This is a genomic window from Brevibacillus parabrevis, assembly GCF_022701015.1.
Lineage (GTDB): Bacteria > Bacillota > Bacilli > Brevibacillales > Brevibacillaceae > Brevibacillus > Brevibacillus parabrevis.
Window position 1 is genome coordinate 5000479 of record NZ_CP064090.1, and the last position, 19189, is coordinate 5019667.

Annotated in this window: 17 protein-coding genes and 1 other RNA gene; 2 read left to right on the forward strand and 16 right to left on the reverse strand. The window is 54.3% G+C overall.

The genetic code is table 11. The annotated features are described in order from the left end of the window. Positions 1 to 24 precede the first annotated feature (24 nt). The 4 genes from IRJ17_RS23020 to cymR all read right to left on the reverse strand — a co-directional run bounded on the left by IRJ17_RS23020 (position 25) and on the right by cymR (position 2623). On the reverse strand, positions 25 to 402 hold the full coding sequence (locus tag IRJ17_RS23020) for a DUF4183 domain-containing protein (RefSeq protein WP_122964191.1): 378 nt from the start codon (positions 400 to 402) through the stop codon (positions 25 to 27). Between the two features lie 102 nt (positions 403 to 504). Next, complete coding sequence (locus IRJ17_RS23025; RefSeq protein WP_167470283.1) at positions 505 to 885, reverse strand: DUF4183 domain-containing protein; 381 nt, start codon at positions 883 to 885, stop codon at positions 505 to 507. Positions 886 to 1021: 136 nt separating this feature from the next. Beyond that, positions 1022 to 2170, reverse strand: coding sequence for a cysteine desulfurase family protein (locus tag IRJ17_RS23030; protein WP_173597459.1), 1149 nt, complete (start codon positions 2168 to 2170; stop codon positions 1022 to 1024). A gap of 33 nt (positions 2171 to 2203) precedes the next feature. Next, the gene (gene cymR, locus IRJ17_RS23035) at positions 2204 to 2623 is read right to left on the reverse strand and encodes a cysteine metabolism transcriptional regulator CymR (protein WP_063230222.1); all 420 of its coding nucleotides are present in this window, start codon (positions 2621 to 2623) and stop codon (positions 2204 to 2206) included. A gap of 98 nt (positions 2624 to 2721) precedes the next feature. On the opposite strand from cymR, the gene IRJ17_RS23040 reads away from it, so the two are divergent. Continuing rightward, positions 2722 to 2895, forward strand: coding sequence for a hypothetical protein (locus IRJ17_RS23040; protein WP_167470284.1), 174 nt, complete (start codon positions 2722 to 2724; stop codon positions 2893 to 2895). Between the two features lie 15 nt (positions 2896 to 2910). Here IRJ17_RS23040 and IRJ17_RS23045 read toward each other — a convergent pair whose 3' ends face one another. From IRJ17_RS23045 to IRJ17_RS23075, 7 genes are all read right to left on the reverse strand, one after another. After that, a complete protein-coding gene (locus IRJ17_RS23045) occupies positions 2911 to 4269 on the reverse strand; it encodes an AAA family ATPase (RefSeq protein WP_122964194.1) in 1359 nt (452 codons plus the stop codon). A gap of 6 nt (positions 4270 to 4275) precedes the next feature. After that, positions 4276 to 5031, reverse strand: coding sequence for a tRNA threonylcarbamoyladenosine dehydratase (locus IRJ17_RS23050; RefSeq protein WP_122964195.1), 756 nt, complete (start codon positions 5029 to 5031; stop codon positions 4276 to 4278). A 69-nt stretch (positions 5032 to 5100) separates the two neighbouring features. Continuing rightward, positions 5101 to 5282: non-coding RNA, 6S RNA (gene ssrS / locus IRJ17_RS23055), on the reverse strand. Between the two features lie 50 nt (positions 5283 to 5332). After that, complete coding sequence (aspS, locus tag IRJ17_RS23060; RefSeq protein ID WP_217022422.1) at positions 5333 to 7123, reverse strand: aspartate--tRNA ligase; 1791 nt, start codon at positions 7121 to 7123, stop codon at positions 5333 to 5335. Between the two features lie 30 nt (positions 7124 to 7153). Then, on the reverse strand, positions 7154 to 8434 hold the full coding sequence (gene hisS / locus IRJ17_RS23065) for a histidine--tRNA ligase (protein ID WP_173597460.1): 1281 nt from the start codon (positions 8432 to 8434) through the stop codon (positions 7154 to 7156). Positions 8435 to 8941: 507 nt separating this feature from the next. Continuing rightward, a complete protein-coding gene (locus IRJ17_RS23070) occupies positions 8942 to 10447 on the reverse strand; it encodes a coproporphyrinogen III oxidase (protein WP_242772004.1) in 1506 nt (501 codons plus the stop codon). A gap of 93 nt (positions 10448 to 10540) precedes the next feature. After that, complete coding sequence (locus IRJ17_RS23075) at positions 10541 to 10711, reverse strand: hypothetical protein (RefSeq protein ID WP_167470285.1); 171 nt, start codon at positions 10709 to 10711, stop codon at positions 10541 to 10543. 146 nt (positions 10712 to 10857) lie between these two features. Here IRJ17_RS23075 and IRJ17_RS23080 point away from each other — a divergent pair, with 146 nt between their 5' ends. Beyond that, complete coding sequence (locus tag IRJ17_RS23080; RefSeq protein ID WP_420840577.1) at positions 10858 to 12771, forward strand: N-acetylmuramoyl-L-alanine amidase family protein; 1914 nt, start codon at positions 10858 to 10860, stop codon at positions 12769 to 12771. A gap of 222 nt (positions 12772 to 12993) precedes the next feature. Here IRJ17_RS23080 and IRJ17_RS23085 read toward each other — a convergent pair whose 3' ends face one another. The 5 genes from IRJ17_RS23085 to recJ all read right to left on the reverse strand — a co-directional run bounded on the left by IRJ17_RS23085 (position 12994) and on the right by recJ (position 19130). After that, positions 12994 to 13173: a Rossmann-fold NAD(P)-binding domain-containing protein gene (locus IRJ17_RS23085; protein WP_233454075.1), complete on the reverse strand. Its 180-nt coding sequence runs from the start codon at positions 13171 to 13173 to the stop codon at positions 12994 to 12996. A gap of 25 nt (positions 13174 to 13198) precedes the next feature. Further along, a complete protein-coding gene (gene dtd, locus IRJ17_RS23090; protein WP_173598617.1) occupies positions 13199 to 13636 on the reverse strand; it encodes a D-aminoacyl-tRNA deacylase in 438 nt (145 codons plus the stop codon). 84 nt (positions 13637 to 13720) lie between these two features. Further along, on the reverse strand, positions 13721 to 15892 hold the full coding sequence (locus tag IRJ17_RS23095; protein WP_063230213.1) for a RelA/SpoT family protein: 2172 nt from the start codon (positions 15890 to 15892) through the stop codon (positions 13721 to 13723). 358 nt (positions 15893 to 16250) lie between these two features. After that, entirely contained in the window at positions 16251 to 16763 is a 513-nt protein-coding gene (locus tag IRJ17_RS23100) for an adenine phosphoribosyltransferase (RefSeq protein WP_063230212.1), read from the reverse strand. A gap of 12 nt (positions 16764 to 16775) precedes the next feature. Beyond that, positions 16776 to 19130 carry a single-stranded-DNA-specific exonuclease RecJ gene (gene recJ / locus IRJ17_RS23105; RefSeq protein WP_242772007.1) on the reverse strand — a complete coding sequence of 785 codons (2355 nt, stop codon included), beginning with the start codon at positions 19128 to 19130 and terminating at the stop codon, positions 16776 to 16778. Between the last annotated feature and the right edge of the window lie 59 nt (positions 19131 to 19189).

Here is a 19189-nt window from a genome sequence, read left to right on the forward strand (position 1 = left end):
TGTGTGCTGTGGTACGCTGCGCCGTCAGCTCACTGTTGTCGACGACGTAGGAGCATAGCTGACAATTTCCAGTACAATGACGGTACTGAGTGCGATCGTTTGCCCCGACGGCACGGTAATGTCCAGCTTCCCTACTCCCGATCCACCCGGAGTATAAGTGGTAAGCCCGCCCATTTGCATGATCCCGTTAATGTAGACGTTATAGTAGCTATTGTTTGCCGGAAGGGTCGGGAGAGAGGTAGCCGTTGTACCCGCATCCGTTTGAAAGTCCCCTACATTTATGGTCAACGTCGCCGGTCCGACGACAAGAGCCAATGTTCTGCGAAAAAAGCGCGTCACGGTCGGAACCGCATTCGTTGTCGTCGTAGCTGTGACCACGATCTTCAGTATCTCAAGCGCCATCATCCGTCCTCCTTTTTCGTTGCTACTCTATTTTATTGAGCAAGCTGCGAAGAAGTGTTGGACAAGTGACGTAATCATCCGCCTTATTTTCCGTCGCGAACGCTAGGATGCGGCAATGGCAATGAATTGCAGGACGATGCTCACATCTTTGCCTGGAGGCTCTTTTGTCAGCAGCCGCAGTCTGCCTTTGGCTACTTCATAGAGGACAGGAGGCTGGATCATCCCGTTGATAAACAAGTTCACCAACGAAACGCAGTCTGGATCAAGAATCCCGCTGGTCGTGTACGGCAACCAGGCGTCCTCGTCGGTGTAGACCCGCTTCGTCCCATCCGCGATCGCACAAAAGTAATGACAGTCCGCTTTCAGATGCGTTTGCTTTTGCTGCCTTTCTTGCTTTTCCAGCTCTGGCTCCGCACAAAGTCTGGTCGCCTTCTCTGCTTCGATTTTTTTCGCTTTTGCCTCAGATGCTTTGTCCGTGAACATACTCTCACCTTTTTCAACCGACGTCAGTAGTAGCGTATGTTTGCGAAAAGCCGTTGGAATCCGGCAGGCAACCATTTTTTGGACAGGAAAAAACCGCTCAGGGACATAACCCAAGCGGTTCGTTTGTCGTTGAAGGCTATTTGCTTCGGGCGAGACGGCTCACGATTTGCGCCACAGCCTGCGCTGCCTGTTTTGCTTCTTCTACCGTGTTGGTAATGCCAAAGCTGAAGCGGATGGCGGATCGGGCAATCTCATCGGCAAGCTTCATCGCCACGAGTACATGCGACAGTTCCAGCGACCCGGACGTGCAGGCAGAGCCACTCGCAGCTGCGATGCCAACCAAGTCGAGGTTCATCAGCATCGTCTCGGTGTGAACGCCAGGGAAGCTGACATTCAAAATATGCGGGAGCACATGCTCGGGATGACCGTTTACATGGTAAGCGATGTTCGCCTCTTGCCAAACCGCGAGCATGACTGCCTTCATCTGCTCGTATTTGGCTACCCGGTCCGCCCTCTCCTCTGCGGCAACCTTCGTCGCTTCTGCAAAGCCGACGATTCCCGCCAAATTCTCCGTTCCCGCCCGGCGCTTGCGCTCTTGGGAGCCGCCGTGCAAAATCGGAGACACCGGAATCTTGCGTCCGAGGTACAGGGCGCCAACGCCTTTTGGCCCGTTGATTTTATGCGCGGACACGGACAGCATGTCCACAGGCAACTCGCTCACTTGAAACGGCAGCACGCCAAATGCCTGAACGGCGTCTGTATGAAAAATAATGCCTTTTTCCCGGAGGAAGTTCCCGATCTCTACGATGGGTTGAATCGTTCCCACTTCGTTGTTGCCGTACATGATCGACACAAGCACCGTATCGGGACGAACAGCCTGCTGCAAGTCTTCCATGCGGACAGAGCCTGTCTCATCTACGGGCAAATACGTGACGTCAAACCCTGCCTGCTCCAAATACTCGCAAGCGTGCAGGACGGCATGATGCTCGATTTGCGTCGTAATGACATGGCGGCCGCGTTCGCGCTGGGCCATCGCCCCGCCGATAATCGCCATATTGTCCGCTTCCGTGCCGCCGCTCGTAAAAATGAGCGATTGCGCTTCGGCACCCATGAAGCTGGCAATCGCATCCCGCGCTTGCTCCAATGCTTTGCGCGCCTCGCGACCGGCACCGTGGACACTGGACGGGTTGCCGAATACTTGCGTCAAATACGGAGTCATCGCTTCCAGCACTCGCGGATGTACCGGAGTCGTGGCAGCGTGGTCAAAATACAACATGTCAGACACTGTGTCACCTTCTACTAGCTTGGTAGCTGTTGCTTAAATGTAAAACATATAGTTATCGGAATGCCCGTCGTCTTCGAAGCTGATCAAATCCTGAAGCGAAGTCGCGTCCAGCACCGCAGAGATGCTGTCGCGAATGCGCAGCCACAGATGGCGTTTGGCCGGATCTTCTTCTTCTGCAAACTCGACCGGACTGATCGGTCCTTCCAGTACGCGGATGACGTCGCCTGCGGATATTTCGTCCGGCTGTTTCGCCAGCACGTAGCCGCCGTAAGCTCCGCGAATACTTTTCACCAATCCTGCGTTGCGCAAAGGCGCGATCAACTGCTCCAAATAATGCTCGGACAGGTCGTGCTTCTGGGCAATGCTGCGCAAGGAAGTCGGCCCTTCCCCAACACGGTTGGCCAGTTCCATCATGATCGTCAGTCCGTAGCGTCCTTTCGTAGAAATCTTCACGTAGCAACTCTCCTCTTATTCTTGGGTTTACCCACTCCCTTAGCTTACATGACTTGAGCGTCCTGGGACACACTAGCATCTTAGGGGGTGAAAGCAAAATGGCGACAAACAAACGCTCAGAACGAGGACGCAACCACCCGTCCGACACGTTGTACGAACAGCCTGCGGGCACCATTGCCCACAAAGCCCGCTACGGGGCGAGCGAACAGAGCAAACAGCCAAACGAAAACGGTGACTTGCCGAACAAACCCGGCGGAGACGTCCGCACCTAACTTCACCCTCCCCCTTTATTCGGGGGAGTTTTTCTTCGGCAATCCACGGTTATCCAGCTTTTGTCTCTCTTCCTGAAAACGCCGGATATGACGCTCGTAGCCAAAGTCCTTTGGCTGGTAAAACGAATAATGTACACCGTCAGGCAGATACTGTTGGGGCACATAACCGTACGGATAGTCGTGCGGATACAGATATCCCTGACCGTGTCCCAGCTTGGCTGCGCCCTTGTAAGCCGAGTCTCGCAAGTGGATAGGAACCTGCTTGTGGCCGTCGGTGCGAATCCGGTCCAGCGCAGAGTTGATCCCGTTGTATGCGGCATTGCTTTTCGGAGCTGTAGCCAAATACGTCGTCGCTTGCGCCAGCGGGATTCGTCCTTCAGGCATCCCCACCAATTCTACCGCTTGGAAGCAGGCTACCGCAACCGAGATCGCCTGCGGATCGGCATTTCCAATATCCTCGGAAGCCGAGATGACCAGTCGGCGCGAAATAAACCGCGGGTCTTCTCCGGCATCGATCATCCTCGCCAGCCAGTACAGCGCAGCATCGGGATCGGAACCGCGTATCGACTTGATAAAAGCGGAAATCGTGTCGTAGTGGTTGTCGCCGCTTTTGTCATAGCGCACGGCGCGGCGTTGGATCGACTCGACCGCTACATCGAGCGTTACGGTCACTCTCCCGTCCGCTCCGGGCGGCGTCGTCATCACAGCCAGCTCCAAGGCGTTCAGCAAACGTCTGGCGTCTCCTTCTGCATACTGGATCAAATGCTCCGCCGCTTCCTTCGTCACGTTGACAGACAGTTCCGCCAATCCGTTCTCTTCATCTGCGAGCGCGCGATCCATGACCTGCTGCAATTCCTCGTGCGAAAGCGACTGGAGCGAAAACACTTGCGAACGCGACAACAGCGCCGGATTGACCTCGAAAAAAGGATTCTCCGTCGTCGCCCCGATCAAAATGATCGTGCCTTCCTCTACATAAGGAAGCAGCGCATCTTGCTGGGACTTGTTGAAGCGATGAATCTCATCGACGAACAAAGTCGTGCGCTGGTTGTCCATCACGAGTCTTTCCTTGGCCGCCTCAACGACTTTGCGAATGTCCGCCACTCCTGCCGTTACGGCGTTCAACTCGGAAAAATGCGTGCGGGTCGTCCGGGCAATCACTTTTGCCAAGGTCGTTTTTCCCGTCCCGGGCGGCCCGTAAAAAATGAGCGACGATACTTGATCGGCTTCAATCGCCCGGCGCAGGAGCTTGCCTGGCGCGAGAATGTGGGATTGGCCGATCACTTCCTGGATCGTCTTTGGACGCATGCGTGCAGCGAGCGGCTTTTGCTTGCTGCCGCCCTCTTCTTCATAAGCAAACGAAAACAGATCGTTCATGCTACCCTATCCTTTTATCGGCTGCCAGTCCAGCAAGTCACGCACGACGACGCTGGCCAAAATCAGGCCCGCTACGGACGGAACAAACGCGTTGCTCGCTGGAGGCTGCCGCACTTTGCTAATCGGTGAATCCGGGTTGGAAACGATTTTCTCACGCACATCCGTGCGCACGTTTACAGGAATCTCTCGTGAATAGACGACCTTGACGCCTTTGTAGATGCCTTTTTTGCGCAGCTCGCGGCGAATGACCTTGGCGATCGGATCGTAGCTCGTCTGGGAAATATCCGCTACTTCAAACCGGGTCGGGTCCATTTTGTTGGCAGCGCCCATGCTGGAGATAACCGGGATGTTGCGGCGTTTGGCTTCCTGGATCAGATGCAGCTTGGCAGACATCGTATCCATGGCGTCTACGATATAGTCGAGTTCATGGGCAAACAACTGCTCATATGTCTCCTCGTTGTAAAACATGTTGAGCGTCACGACTTCGCACTCGGGATTGATCGAAGCGATGCGCTCCTTCATCAGTTCTGCCTTTTTTTGTCCAATCGTGTTCAGTGTCGCATGAATTTGCCGATTAATGTTCGTGATGTCAACGGCGTCCTTGTCCACCAGCACAAGCTTGCCTACACCTGTACGCGCCAGCGCTTCCACTGTAAAGGAACCGACACCGCCGACTCCGAGAACCGCGACGCAGCTATTTTTCATTTTTTCCAAACCTTCGGGACCGAAGGCCAATTCGCAACGGGAAAATTGATGAAGCATCGTTCGTTTCACCTTTCATTCGCAAGTAAGATAATTGTCAATCGGAAAAGTAGGAATCACAAAGAAAAAAGGAGCCCCATTATGCCGTGTAGCTCCTTAGTTTTGAACCTGCTAATCGCAGGTGGGTGTCTTGCCCAACTGTTACAGACGTCCACTCGACGGAGGCATGCCTTTACAATTGCGGACGAAAAACTCCCTGAACAAACTTTGTGGCTCAAAACTATCGGATGTCACGAACATCGCAGGGCTTTGTAGATAGTATTACCAATGTATCAAACAGCAATGCAGTTGCGCAAGTCGATTACGCTTCTACCTTTTCTTCTTCTGTCACGATTGTTGCAATCGACAGCTCTTGCAGTTGTTTCGGAGCTACTACATCCGGCGCGTTGACCATCAGGTCGCTCGCACTTGCCGTTTTCGGGAACGCGATCACTTCACGCAGGTTGGTACGGCCAGCCAGGAGCATGATCAGACGGTCCAGACCGAGGGCGATTCCGCCGTGTGGAGGTGTACCGTACTCGAATGCATCGAGGAGGAAGCCGAATTGCTCATGCGCTTCTTCCAGTGTGAAGCCGAGCGCCTTGAACATTTTTTCTTGCACGTCGCGTTTGAAAATCCGCATGGAACCGCCGCCCAGTTCGTAGCCGTTGAGCACCATGTCGTACGCTTGCGCACGGATTTGGCCCGGATCGGTGTCGAACAGGTGCAGGTCTTCGTCTTTTGGACGAGTGAACGGATGGTGCAGGGCCACGTAACGTTTGGCATCCTCATCCCACTCTACCAGCGGGAAGTCTACAACCCAGAGGAACGCGAACTTGCTGTGGTCGATCAGGCCAAGCTCCGCGCCCAGCTTGGAGCGCAGTGCTCCCAATGCGTCTGCAACCACTTTCGGCTTGTCGGCTACGAACAGAAGCAGGTCGCCTTCTTCCGCTTCGAGACGCTTTTTCAGCTCGGTAATTTCTTCTTCTTTAAAGAACTTGGCAATTGGTCCTTTTACTTCGCCATCTTTGAAGCCCATCCAAGCCAAGCCTTTTGCTCCGTAGCGGGAAGCGAATTTGCCCAGATCGTCTGCTTCTTTGCGGGAGTAGTGACCGCAGCCTTTTGCATTGATCCCTTTTACTTGACCGCCGCCAGATACGACAGAAGCGAACACTTTAAAGTCGCTGTTGACTACGAGGTCGGATACATCTGTCAGCTCCATGCCGAAGCGCACGTCCGGTTTGTCAGAGCCGTAGCGTCCCATCGCTTCCGCGTAAGTCAGACGAGGGAATGGCGTCACGACATCCACGCCGATCGTTTGCTTGAACACGTGAGCGACCATTTTTTCCATCATCGGCAAAATTTCGTCCATCGATAAGAACGACGTCTCGATGTCCACCTGGGTAAACTCAGGCTGGCGGTCAGCGCGCAAGTCTTCGTCGCGGAAGCAGCGGGCGATCTGGTAGTAGCGCTCCAGACCGGACACCATCAAAAGCTGCTTGAACAGCTGAGGGGATTGCGGCAGGGCGTAAAACTCGCCTGGATGCACACGGGACGGCACGAGGTAATCGCGGGCGCCCTCTGGCGTGCTCTTGTTCAAAATCGGTGTCTCTACTTCCAGGAAGCCGTTCTCGTCCAGGAAGTCGCGGAATGCTTTCGCCGCTTTGCTGCGCAGGAACAGGGAACGTTGCATTTCCGGACGGCGCAGGTCGAGGTAGCGGTATTTCAGGCGAACTTGCTCATCTACTTCGATGTCGTCTTCGATTTGGAACGGAGGCGTTTTCGCGTCGTTCAAGATTTGAATGTCGGAAATATGAACTTCGACTTCGCCTGTTTTCAGCTTCGGATTGATTGCTTCAGGCGCGCGGTTGACTACTGTTCCTTTTACGACCAGAACGTACTCGCTGCGCACTTTGTCAGCCGCTTCCCAAGCCGCTTTGTTGTGCTCCGGGTTGAATACGATCTGCACGATTCCCGTACGGTCGCGGAAGTCGATGAAAATAACTCCGCCGAGGTCGCGGCGCTTTTGTACCCAGCCGTTCAATACGATTTCCTGTCCTACGTGTGCAGTTGTCACTTCACCGCAGTGTACGGTGCGATATTGCCAAGACATGATGATTTCCCCCACTTTTGCTTTGTTTTGTTAGTTGTTGCCTTGTACTTTTGCGGCAAGCGCAGCTACGAAATCAGCCTGTTTCAGCTCCTGCTGTTCGCCTGTTGCCATTTCTTTCAGAACGACGGTACCGTTTGCCAGCTCGGATTCTCCGATGATGGCCGTAAAGCGGGCCGAGAGGCGATCAGCCTGTTTCAGCTGCGCTTTCATTTTCCGGTCGAGGTAGTCCAGTTCGGCAGCCACGCCTGCTTGACGCAGTTGGTCGACGAGAATAAAGGCGCCTTGTTTGGCTTCCGGTGTCTGTACGACGACGAAGCAGTCAATACCGCCGCTAATCGGCAGCTGCACGCCTTGTTTCTCCAGAGCGAGCAGCAAGCGCTCGATACTCAGCGCGAAACCGATGCCTGGCATATCGTCGCCGCCCAGCTCTGCAACCAGACCGTTGTAGCGTCCGCCGCCGCAAAGCGTTTCCACCGCGCCGATTTCCGCCATTTTGATCTCGAAAGCCGTCAGCGTGTAGTAGTCCAATCCACGAACCAGACGCGGATTGACATGGTACGGAATGTCGAGAGCAGTCAGGTAGCCTTTCACTGCTTCGAAGTGAGCTGCCGATGCTTCGCTCAAGTAATCCAGAATGGAAGGTGCGTCTTTGGTCAATGTTTTGCATTTTTCGTTTTTGCAATCGAGCACGCGCAGCGGATTGCGATCAATCCGGGATTGGCAATCCTCGCACAGCTCGGAGCGTACGCCGTTCAGATGCGCCAGCAAATGCTCGCGGTGGCGAGCGCGGTCTTCTACGGTGCCGACGCTGTTCAGCTCGACAGACAGCCCTGTCAGGCCAAGCTCCTGATACAGGCGAATGGCGAGGCCGATCACTTCTGCATCAATCGCCGGGTCGCTCGAACCGATCGCTTCTGCCCCGAATTGAACGAATTGGCGGTAGCGTCCTGCTTGCGGGCGCTCGTGGCGGAACATCGGCCCCAGATAGTACAGCTTGGTAGGCTGGTTGGGCGATCCGTACAGCTTGTTTTCCACGTAAGAGCGTACGACGCCAGCCGTCCCTTCCGGACGCAGCGTGAGCGCGTCGTTGCTGCGCGGATTTGCTACGCTGTACATTTCCTTTTCCACGATGTCCGTCGTCTCGCCAACGCCTCGCTGGAACAACTCCGTGCTCTCGAACAGCGGCGTGCGAATCTCCGCGTAGTTAAAGCGGCGGCACAAATCGCGGGCTTTTGCCTCTACGTAGTGCCACAACTCTACGGTACCTGGCATGATATCCTGCGTACCGCGGGGAATCTGGATTCTCGTCATTCCTCTCGAACCTCCATGTCTTTTGAAAAACTTGGGCAACGCCAAACCTCCAGGATCAAAGGACCTTTTCTATTTAGCCAAATAAAAAAGCCCCTCGCCTCCTGACATTTAGCAATTCGCCACATGTCAGGGACGAGAGACTGGTTATACTCCCGTGGTGCCACCCTGTTTGAACAGCCTTGTGTATCAAAGGCCATCCCACTTGATTAAGCCGTTAACGCCGGCGCACGCCTGCCAGTTACTGAAGGGAGAGGATTGCTCCTCGCTCGTTCACTGCGGTCTTCAGGGATGTCATTCACCAAGTCGTGATACGAAAGCACTCTCAGCCACGGCGCTTTCTCTCTGGTTATCCGGTTCGTTGGGTACTTGTTCCCGTCATCAGATCTGATTGTATCCAAAAGCTTAATGTGAATCATAGCAAACCAGCCAGCAGGCGTCAACAGGCGCTCCATAAAACTTTTTTTACTATGGTTTGCCGCGCGTTCAGCCTGCACCTGCGCTGCTTTTTTACGTAGTCGTTGCCCCTGCGTAGACTTCATCCAGATCGCGCAGCTTGTTTTCCACCAATGTTTTGTACGTGTCGTTGTAGGTTTTCGGGTCCTTCGGATTCGGAAAACGCTTCAGCTTGCCGCTGCCCGGCGCCATCAGCTTGGAAACCGCCCCGCAGCCAAGGCCGAGAATCGTCTGCACTTCTTCCATGATCATGATGTTGTAGATGCTTTCCTGCCCCGGTTTCGCATAGCCGACATTCTCCAGGTTACCCAAAATGTTTTTTTGGCGATACAAATAATACGGATCGTAGCCGTTTGCTTTCGTCCAGGCAGACGCCATTTCCATCATTTTGCCGATTTCGTCGCGACTGGCTACCTTGTAACGCTCCTTGTTCTGGGTCATTTCCGAAGCTCTCTTGAAGGAGAGCGTGTGCACGGTAAGCGACGCAGGCATCAGCTTTTCCACTTCTTCCAGACTGTGCGCCAGCTCGGCTACGCCCTCGTTCGGCAGCCCGATAATCAAGTCCATGTTGATATTGGTCAGGCCCATTTCCATGGCGAGATGGTACTTCTCGATCGTCTCCTCCACGGTATGGTGCCGCCCGATCGCTTTGAGCGTCTCTTGTGTAAACGATTGGGGATTGATGCTGATCCGGTCGACTTCCCACCGTTTCATCACATCGAGCTTTTCTGCCGTAATCGTATCCGGCCTGCCCGCTTCGACAGTCAACTCGCGCACGCCGTCCATATGCGGGAAGCTGCGGTGCATCGTCTCGAACAACTGGTTCATATCATCGGCGGTAATGCTCGTCGGCGTTCCTCCCCCGAAGTAGATCGAAGTAATTCGCTGGTCGTTTCTCGTCAACCACTCGCCCATCTTTTCGATCTCGTAATGCAGTCCTTCGAGAAACGGATTGACCGAAGCCGTATGACTGCGGATCGCGTAGGCAGGAAACGTACAGTAGGCGCACTTCGTCGGACAGAAAGGGATGCCGATGTACACCGACAGCTCGCGGTCGATCTGGTACAGATCAGGCACGACGTGAAGCTGCTTGTCGACGATCTCCTGGAGCAGCTCCAGTTTGTACGGACGCAAAATGACATCCTGTTGCAGCCGCTTGTGCGCCTCTGCTTTCTCGACACCTGCCACGTTCAGCTGATGGAGCAGTTTGGTCGGACGGATTCCCGTCAAGATTCCCCAGCCTTGTTCGATTCCCGTATATTGTTCCAGCATGAGCAACAGCGTGTAGCACAATGCCTGCTTCGCTGTTTTGCGCATCGCCTTTTCATCGCGGGAAACGTACTCCCGCCTGACCTGGCGGCTGAGTCGAGTAGTTTTGTCATCCAGTTCTCCCGACGCCACTACACCCGAGCTGTCAGTGGCAAGCGCGAGCCTGATTTGCATATCGGCAGCGCCATCCCACTCCGAGACAAAAGCTAACGCAGGGTCTTCGTAAAACAGCGCAAGAATTAAGGAGAGTTCGCGTTCAAACGCGTGTCCCTCGCATTTTATTTGAATCATATGTGCTCACCTGCTTATTTAAAATGCCACACTCCATCATAGCTGACAGGCACAATCGCGGTCAACAGAGCGGATGGGCGGCATCTCAGGCGATTACTTCCTTTTCGGGTGTGATTGCGGCAAGTCTCGCATATTGACATAAAAATCTTGGGACATTTCTACATTTTGCCGTGACGATTCTTTCGCCAAATCGTCATGAAAGTCGACGGAAAAAAATTGTCGATTCAAGCCTTGCGCAAACGTTTCCTTGTTTGACTGCCTCACTGCAATTCCTCCTGCGTTTTTGTGGCTCTATCTGTTCTAGTATGGCCTTTTGCAACAAATTGCAACCAGCGGCACCTGGCAAAAGCTTTGTCGCTTCTTGCAGGAAAAACGAGAAACTGGCGCGAAGTGATTGTGTTGGCAAAAACATGAAAGAATCGACGCTTCGCCTCCCTCGCATTTTATCTGGAAAGGATGTCAAAAACGTGCTGTTACGTCAAAAAATCCTGGGGTCGCTCCTGGCTATCGCTTGCTCCATCTCCCTCCCCGTTTCAACTGCCTGGGCCGCCGGTTCTGTTCAGGTCAGCGTGGACAAGCTCAATGTCCGCTCCGGGCCGAGCCTTCAGGACGCTGTCGTCACCACGCTGCCAAACAAGACCGTGCTGCCTGTCATCTCTACCAAAAACGACTGGATTCAAGTCAAGCTGCCTAATGGTCAGAGCGGCTGGGTGGCAAACTGGCTCGTCTCGCAAAACCAGCAGCCTGCACAAGCTCCGGCGAGTACGGCAGAGAGCACGACTACCAATCTCAACGTCCGCTCCGGCCCGGGCCAAACGTACCCGGTTGTGACGACGATCAACCCGGGAACCAAATACCCGATCGTGCAAAAAAACGGCGACTGGATCATGATTCAGCTAAATGGGACAAGCAAAGGCTGGGTGGCAGCCTGGCTGGTCAAGGACAGCTCATCCCCAGCGTCGCCAGGTTCCACGCCGGGAAGCGGAACTACTGCACCACAACAGCCAGGAGGCTCCGGCAATTCAGGGAGTGTCGTCACCCCGCCGAAGCCGACAGCCGTTCAAGGAGCAAGCCTGACACTAGAGTTCGCTCCCTACGTGTACCCTACGCCGGATGCCAGCGCTCCTGCCATCGGGCAGCTTCACGCTGGCGAGACGATCACGGTTTTATCGCAACAAAACGGCTGGATTCAATTCCCTTACGATGGCGTCAACGCCTGGATATCAACGGACAGCAACAAGCCCGCGCAAGACACGACCACGTCTCCCGGGCCAAACACCGATGCTAATTCCGGCTCGGCAAGTCAGCCGAGTCAGCCTGCCACACCTGCCGAACAGACAGCTACCGTGCAAACGGACGGACTGAACCTGCGCAGCCAGTCCAATACGTCCAGTGCGATTCTCGCTACGTTGCCTGTCGGCAGCAAGCTGAAGGTGCTGGAGAAGCAAGGCGAGTGGTATCGGGTGCAGACATCAGCCGGACAGACAGGCTGGGTAGCCGGATGGCTGGTCAGTGTCTCCGGGCCGAATGTGCCGACACCAAGCGGGCCGTATGTCACGGTCATCAATCCGAATACGAACGTTCGCTCAGGTCCCGGTGCCGAGCACGGTTTGATTCGCCAAGTGCAGGCAGGGGAAAAATACAGCGTCGTGTCCAAAGAGGGCGACTGGTTCAAAGTAACGCTCAGCGATGGCTCGACAGGCTATATTGCCGGGTGGCTCGTATCGGCAAGCGGCGTGCCTGCCGTAATTCGCAGTCAGGATCTCGCCGGAAAGCTGATCGTCGTCGACGCAGGACACGGCGGCAACGACAACGGCGCAACCGGCAAAAGCTTTTCTACGCTGGAAAAAACCGTCAACCTGCAAGTTGCCCTGCTGCTGAAAAACAAGCTGGAGGCTTCCGGGGCCAAAGTCATCATGACGAGAGCGGATGACCGCAAGCTCACCTTGCAGCAGCGCGTGGATGTCGCCATCATGAACAAAGCGGATATTTTTGTCAGCATTCACCACAATACACATCCAAACACGGCAACCAACGGCTCCATCGTGTTTTTTTACTACCAAGGCAATTCCAGCAAGCTCGCGTCCCTCGTGCAAAACGAACTGGTGAAAGCGACGAGCTACAAAGATTTGCAATCCCGTTTTGGCGATTACTTCGTGCTGCGGGAAAACTCCGTTCCGTCCATCCTGGCCGAGATCGGGTTCCTGTCCAACTACAACGAGGAGCTGCGCGTGCGCTCGGAAAAACAGCAGGATCTCGCCGCAGACGGCTTGTACAAAGGGATCGTCCAATACTTCAATACGCTGAACCCTCAGGGCGGCTGATTCCGGCTGCCAGACTGCGTAACAACGGGTTCCAAAACAAAACCCCCGTTCCACGAGAGACGGACACACTGCTCGCGCGAATCGCCAGTGCGTCCCCTCCTTGGGCGGGGGTGTTTTCATTTTTTCGTAATAAGCAGTTTCACGCAAAAGAAAAAACGGTTGCCGCAGCAGCCGTTTTTATATATCTCACAGTCTCAGTAACTCGGACGCCGCTCCCACGGCTCAACCTGTCCGACAATCGCCTGTGCTGCTTTTTGCCGGATTGCCGGAACCGTCCCGCACGCGGGCAAGCTTTTGCCGCTCGCGTCCCACCACTGTCACTCGATAGCCTTCTTTGGCAAGCCAGCGAGCTACCTCTGTCAGCATGCCGCTCGCCCCGATCACCAGCGCTTCCTGTGCCATTTTCCCCGCCTCCCCGTCTTTTCGCTTACGATTCTACGATCAGGGTGACAGGTCCGTCGTTGAGCAGACGCACGTCCATCATCGCGCCAAAACGCCCCGTCTCCACGATCAGCCCTTTTTCCCGCAGCTTGGCATTAAACAGCTCGTACAGCGGTTCAGCCTGCTCAGGGCGAGCGGCTGCCATGAAGTTCGGCCTTCTCCCTTTGCGGCAGTCTCCGTACAGCGTGAACTGGGACACCGATAAAATCTGCCCGCCCGTCTCCAGGACGGAAAAGTTCATTTTTCCTGCTTCGTCTTCAAAAATTCGCAGATTGGCGATTTTATCCGCGACAAAGTCTACTTCCTTTTCGCTGTCCTCATGGGTGATTCCGACTAACAGCAACAGCCCGTGCTCGATTTGCCCGACTACCTCGCCAGCAACGGTCACGCTTGCTTCTTTCGTTCTCTGTACGACAACTCTCACGTCGATCCATTCCTTTCGTTTGGAAGCTCGCCGCTCGCAATGACGCACGGCTGACCTAAACAAAACACCCGATCCAAAAACGGATCAGGTGCTCAATATGCGGCGAACCGAATAAATATCTTTAATCCGCTTGATTCGTTCCACAACTTTCAAGAGATGATCCACATTGCTGATCGAGATGGTCATATGAATCGTCGCCACCCGATTTTTATCTGCTTTGCCACTGACGGCAGCAATATTCGTCTTCGTCTCTGCGACGACTTGCAACACGTCGTTCAACAGTCCGCTGCGATCGTTGCCCGTGATCTCGATTTCCACGTTGAAGTTGTGCTTCTGATCGGTATCCCATTCGACGTCGATCAAACGCTCTGAGCATTCATCTGCGAGCACATTCGGACAGTCTTTCCGGTGCACAGACACACCGCGCCCTCTTGTAATAAAGCCGATGATCTGATCGCCCGGAACTGGTGTACAGCAACGCGAGATACGCACCAACAAGTTGTCTACGCCGCGCACTTTTACCCCGGACTCGCTCTTTTGCGCACGGTGAGCCGGATTTTGCTTGATCTCCGGGATGACCGGATTTTGCTCCTCCCGCTCGCGGCGAAGCTTGTCGAGCAGACGTGTGGCAATCTGGGAAGCCGTAATGCCGCCGTAGCCGACTGCGGCAAACATGTCCTCGGCCCCCTGGAAGTTGAATCGCGCCGCCGCTTCCTTCAGGTTGGTGTCCGTCATCGCTTCCTTCACGTCGAAGCTGCGCGATTTGATCTCCGCTTCCACCATCTGTTGGCCTTTGGCAACGTTCTCTTCCCGCTTTTCTTTTTTGAACCACTGCTTGATTTTGTTGCGGGCATGGGCGGACTTGGCCATTTTCAGCCAGTCCTGGCTTGGCCCGTACGAATGCTTGGAAGTAAGGATTTCGACGATATCGCCCGTTTTCATGGCGTAATCAAGCGGAACGATCTTGCCGTTTACCTTTGCCCCAATCGTTCGGTTTCCTACCGCCGAGTGAATGCGATAGGAAAAGTCCAGCGGCACGGAGCCTTTTGGCAGTTCGACTACATCGCCTTTTGGCGTGAACACAAAGACCGTGTCCGAGAACAAATCCTGCTTGAGGCTTTCCATGAACTCCTGCGCATTGGGCGCTTCCTCTGACCCGCCTTCGATAATCTCGCGCAAGCTGCCCAGCTTCTCGGCAAACGATCCTTGCACGACACTCTGGCCTTCCTTGTACGCCCAGTGGGCCGCGATCCCGATCTCTGCCGTCTGATGCATATCCCACGTGCGAATCTGCACTTCCAACGGCTCGCCTTTTGGCCCGATCACCGTCGTATGCAGCGATTGGTACATGTTGGTCTTCGGCATCGCGATATAGTCCTTGAATCTGCCAGGCATCGGCTTCCACAACGTATGGACAATGCCAAGCACCGCGTAGCAGTCGCGAATGTCGTTCACAATGATCCGCAAGGCCAGCAAGTCATAAATTTCGTTGAACTGCTTGTTTTGCTTGGTCATCTTTTTAAAGATGCTGTATATATGCTTGGGCCGCCCCGATATTTCCGCCTCGATGTTCAGCTCGCCAAGCTTCTCCCTGATCGTATCCGATGCTTCGTTCAGGTAAGCCTCGCGCTCCACCCGCTTCTTTTGCATCAGGTTGACGATCCGGTAATACTGCTGCGGATTCAAATAGCGCAGCGCCGTATCTTCCAGCTCCCATTTGACGGAGGCAATCCCCAGCCGATGAGCCAGGGGCGCGAAAATCTCCAGCGTCTCATCGGATATTTCCCGCTGCTTCTCTTCGGACATGTGGCGCAATGTCCGCATGTTGTGCAAACGGTCTGCCAGCTTGATCATGATGACACGAATGTCCTGCGCCATGGCAACCAGCATCTTGCGGTGGTTTTCAGCAAGCTGCTCTTCCTTGGACTTGTATTTGATTTTTTCCAGCTTGGTTACCCCGTCTACCAGCAGAGCCACGTCAGGACCGAACTGTTGGCGGAGATCGTCAAGCGTAATGTCGGTGTCTTCCACTACATCATGCAAAAATCCGGCAGCGATCGTAACCGCGTCCATGTGCAGGTTAGCGAGAATCCCCGCTACTGCGATCGGGTGCATGATGTACGGAACGCCTGATTTTCTTATCTGCCCTTCGTGAGCTTTTTCAGCCAGCTGATAGGCGCGAGTAATCAGGTCCAGATCCGATTGTGACAAATAGGTGCTTGCTTTTTTTACTACCTCATCAATGCCGGTAATCATAGTTCCCTTCCCTTATCCTCTCATTGGAAAACTTGGCTTTGCCAAGCCTTATGTCACAGGCGAAGGCTTTGAGCGTATAAAAAAAATCATCTATAGAAGCCCTTTCGAACAAGTAGTTCTTCTGTAGCGGATGATTTTGGTGCGTCCTGCGTGCGGACGCTGGCAGCCTGCTCTTCCTTGGAAGCGGCAGACGAACATTATCGGTTGTCTGTCTGGATGAAAAAAAGCGTCATGTCTATTTCATACTATTATCTTTTATGTCGTTCGTATTGTAAAGCTGTTTCCCCTGTAAAGTATGATCCATGCGTGGAAAAAAGAAAAAAACGGGTACATGACCCGTTTTTCGTTGAAGCATCAATTAATATTGCACCAAGGATTTGATCGGAACATCCCCGATTTTTTTGCGTCCTTCCAGATAGGACAGCTCGATGAAGAAGGCAGCGCCTACTACTTTTCCGCCGAGTTGCTCGATCAGATTGATCGTCGTTTCGATGGTTCCTCCGGTCGCCAGAAGGTCGTCCGCAATCAGCACGCGCTGGCCTGGCGTAACGGCATCTACGTGCACAGCGAGCGCGTCTTTGCCGTACTCCAGGTCGTAATCTGCCTTGATCGACTCGTAAGGCAGCTTGCCGGATTTGCGGATCGGCACAAAGCCGATTCCCATTTCGTAAGACAGAGGCGCTCCTACGACAAATCCGCGTGCTTCCGGACCTGCAATCACGTCAGCCTGCACTTCGCGGGCAAATTCAGCCAAGTCTTGAATCGCTGCGCGATAAGCAGGGCCGTCTTTCAGCAAAGTCGTGATATCTTTGAAACGAATCCCCGGTTGCGGGAAGTCCGGAATGACGCGAATGTATTGTTTGTAATCCATGAAAAATTCCTCCTATACGGTGACCGGTGTCACCAGCTGATGAAACGTTTGGATCAATGATTCCGAGGATGAGAGCAGCAAATCCGTAGCGAGTTGCGCTTCTTCCTTCCACTCCGTATAAATGACGGAGCTTTCCAGCGGCCTTTTTTCTGCCGACTCTTGCAGGCGATACTGTTCGGCATCCTCCTGCAAAAACTGCAACTCCAAAAAGATCGCAAGCATGCCGTCCAGCAAGCTTCGCTTCCATTGCAGCTTGCGGGCGAGCGCATCCAAATGTATGCGCTTCACTACTGGCACTTGCACAAAAAACTGGTACAGCTGCTTGAAATGATCGCGGCTCGGACAGGATAGCCGCTCCATGCCCAAATCCGGGTCGCCAAACAGACAGTAGATGCGCTCAGCCTGTTGCAGCAGCGGACTGATTTGCAGCAAATCGGCACGACGCTTCGGCAAATCGTAGAGCACAACCGCTTGCTGCGGCGCCTGCCTGTCAAGCGCGACAGCATTGCCCAGGAAAAAGAGAGAAGCCTGCCCGTCCGCGCTTGTCTTTGGCATGAGCTGTTCATAGCTTTCCGCCCGAAACACAACGGTCATCGTCCCGGACTCCGCTCTCAACTGCTGCCATTTCTCTATTTTGTCCCGACTTCCCCGCCAGTCGAACACTTGCTGATGCGGAACGGACAAGTCCCGGATCGTCAGCTGCGGCTTGCGGTTGCCATTCCATTCATTGACTGAAAGCTCGCCCAGCACCTGAAAACGCGCTTTTGGGGTCACCTTTTTCGTCACGTGCGCCCAGTTGAAGCCGATGGCATCCAACGTTTGGCCTGACCTGACGAGTGTGCATTTCAAATGATTGTCATCGCGCCCGATTGTGCGCATTCCCTGTGTCTCGACTTCATCCAGCATGACGAGCGGAGTCGGATTGCCCATCCCGTAAGGAGCGAGCCGTTCCAGCTGCTCGGCTGCCTCCAGGCTGATTTCGTCCATGCTCATCGACACATCTACTTTGGTCAGAGGGGTAAAATCTTCCGGCGTCAGCCATTCCCCTGCCAGCTCGTTCAGCCTGCTGCGCAAGAGATCGAGGTTTTCCACCGGGAGTGTCATTCCTGCGGCCATCGTATGCCCCCCGTAATGCGGGAGCCACTCCTTGCATGCTGTCAAACCTTCGTACATGTCAAAGCCGGCGATGCTTCTCGCCGAGCCTTTGGCTGTCCCTTTTTCCGGATCGATGCCAAGCACGATGGTCGGACGGTAAAACAGCTCTACCAGCCGTGACGCTACGATTCCTACAACCCCGACGTTCCAGCCTTCCTTCGCCAGAACGAGGACGTTGTTTTCCTCGGGTGGATACTGCTCCTTCACCATCTGCACGGCTTCTTCCGTCATCGTCGCTACAAGCTCCTGACGCTCGCGATTCAAATCGTCCAAAGCTTGTGCGCACTGCTCTGCTTCCGCCATATCCTCGGTCGTCAGCAACTTGACGGCGGACTCTGCCGTCTCCAGCCGTCCACTTGCGTTCAGACGCGGCCCGAGCGCGAATCCGACATGTCCGGCCGACAGTTCGCTGTCAGACAGTCCACACACGCGGATCAGCGCCTGCAATCCGATATTGCGGGTCTGATTCAGACGCTTCAAGCCCGCTCTGGCGAGGATGCGGTTTTCATCTACCAAAGGCACCAAATCGGCGATCGTCCCGAGTGCTGCCAGGTCAGCCAAATGCAAAGGAGGCTCCTTTAGCAAGGCATGCCCCAGCTTGAAGGCGACCCCGACTCCCGCGAGCATGTCAAACGGATACGTACAGCCAGGCTTTTTAGGGTTGATCACAGCAAATGCCTCCGGAATCACAGCCGGAGGTTCGTGGTGGTCGGTTACAATGACGTCAAGACCTAACTGCGTGGCATACGCTACCTGCTCTACTGCACTGATTCCTGTATCGACTGTAATGATCAGCTTGTAACCGCTTTTATGCAGATGCGCCAAGGCGTCTTTATGTAACCCATACCCTTCAGTAAAACGGTTGGGAATGTAATAGTCAAAAACAGCGCCCAGTTGGCGCAACAGGTGTACCATTAACGATGTCGAACTGACCCCATCCGCGTCATAGTCTCCGTAAATACAGATCGGCTCTTGCCTCTCTATCGCTTGTTGAATGCGATGCACGCTCTGTTCCATTCCATCAAGCAAATAAGGGTCATGAAACAACTCCGGGCCAGCTTGCAAAAAATCACGGGCCTTCTGCGCTGTGTCGACGCCGCGAATCACCAGCAGCTTGGACACGAGCGGAGTTAGCTGGCACTCCTCAGCTATACTGGCCGCAATCTGTTCATCGTAGGTGGCCAGTTTCCAGCGTGTTTTCGCTTTCAGCATAGGCTCTCCTCCAATCCTCATTCATTATAGTGGATGGAGAGGGAGACTGACAACAGCAT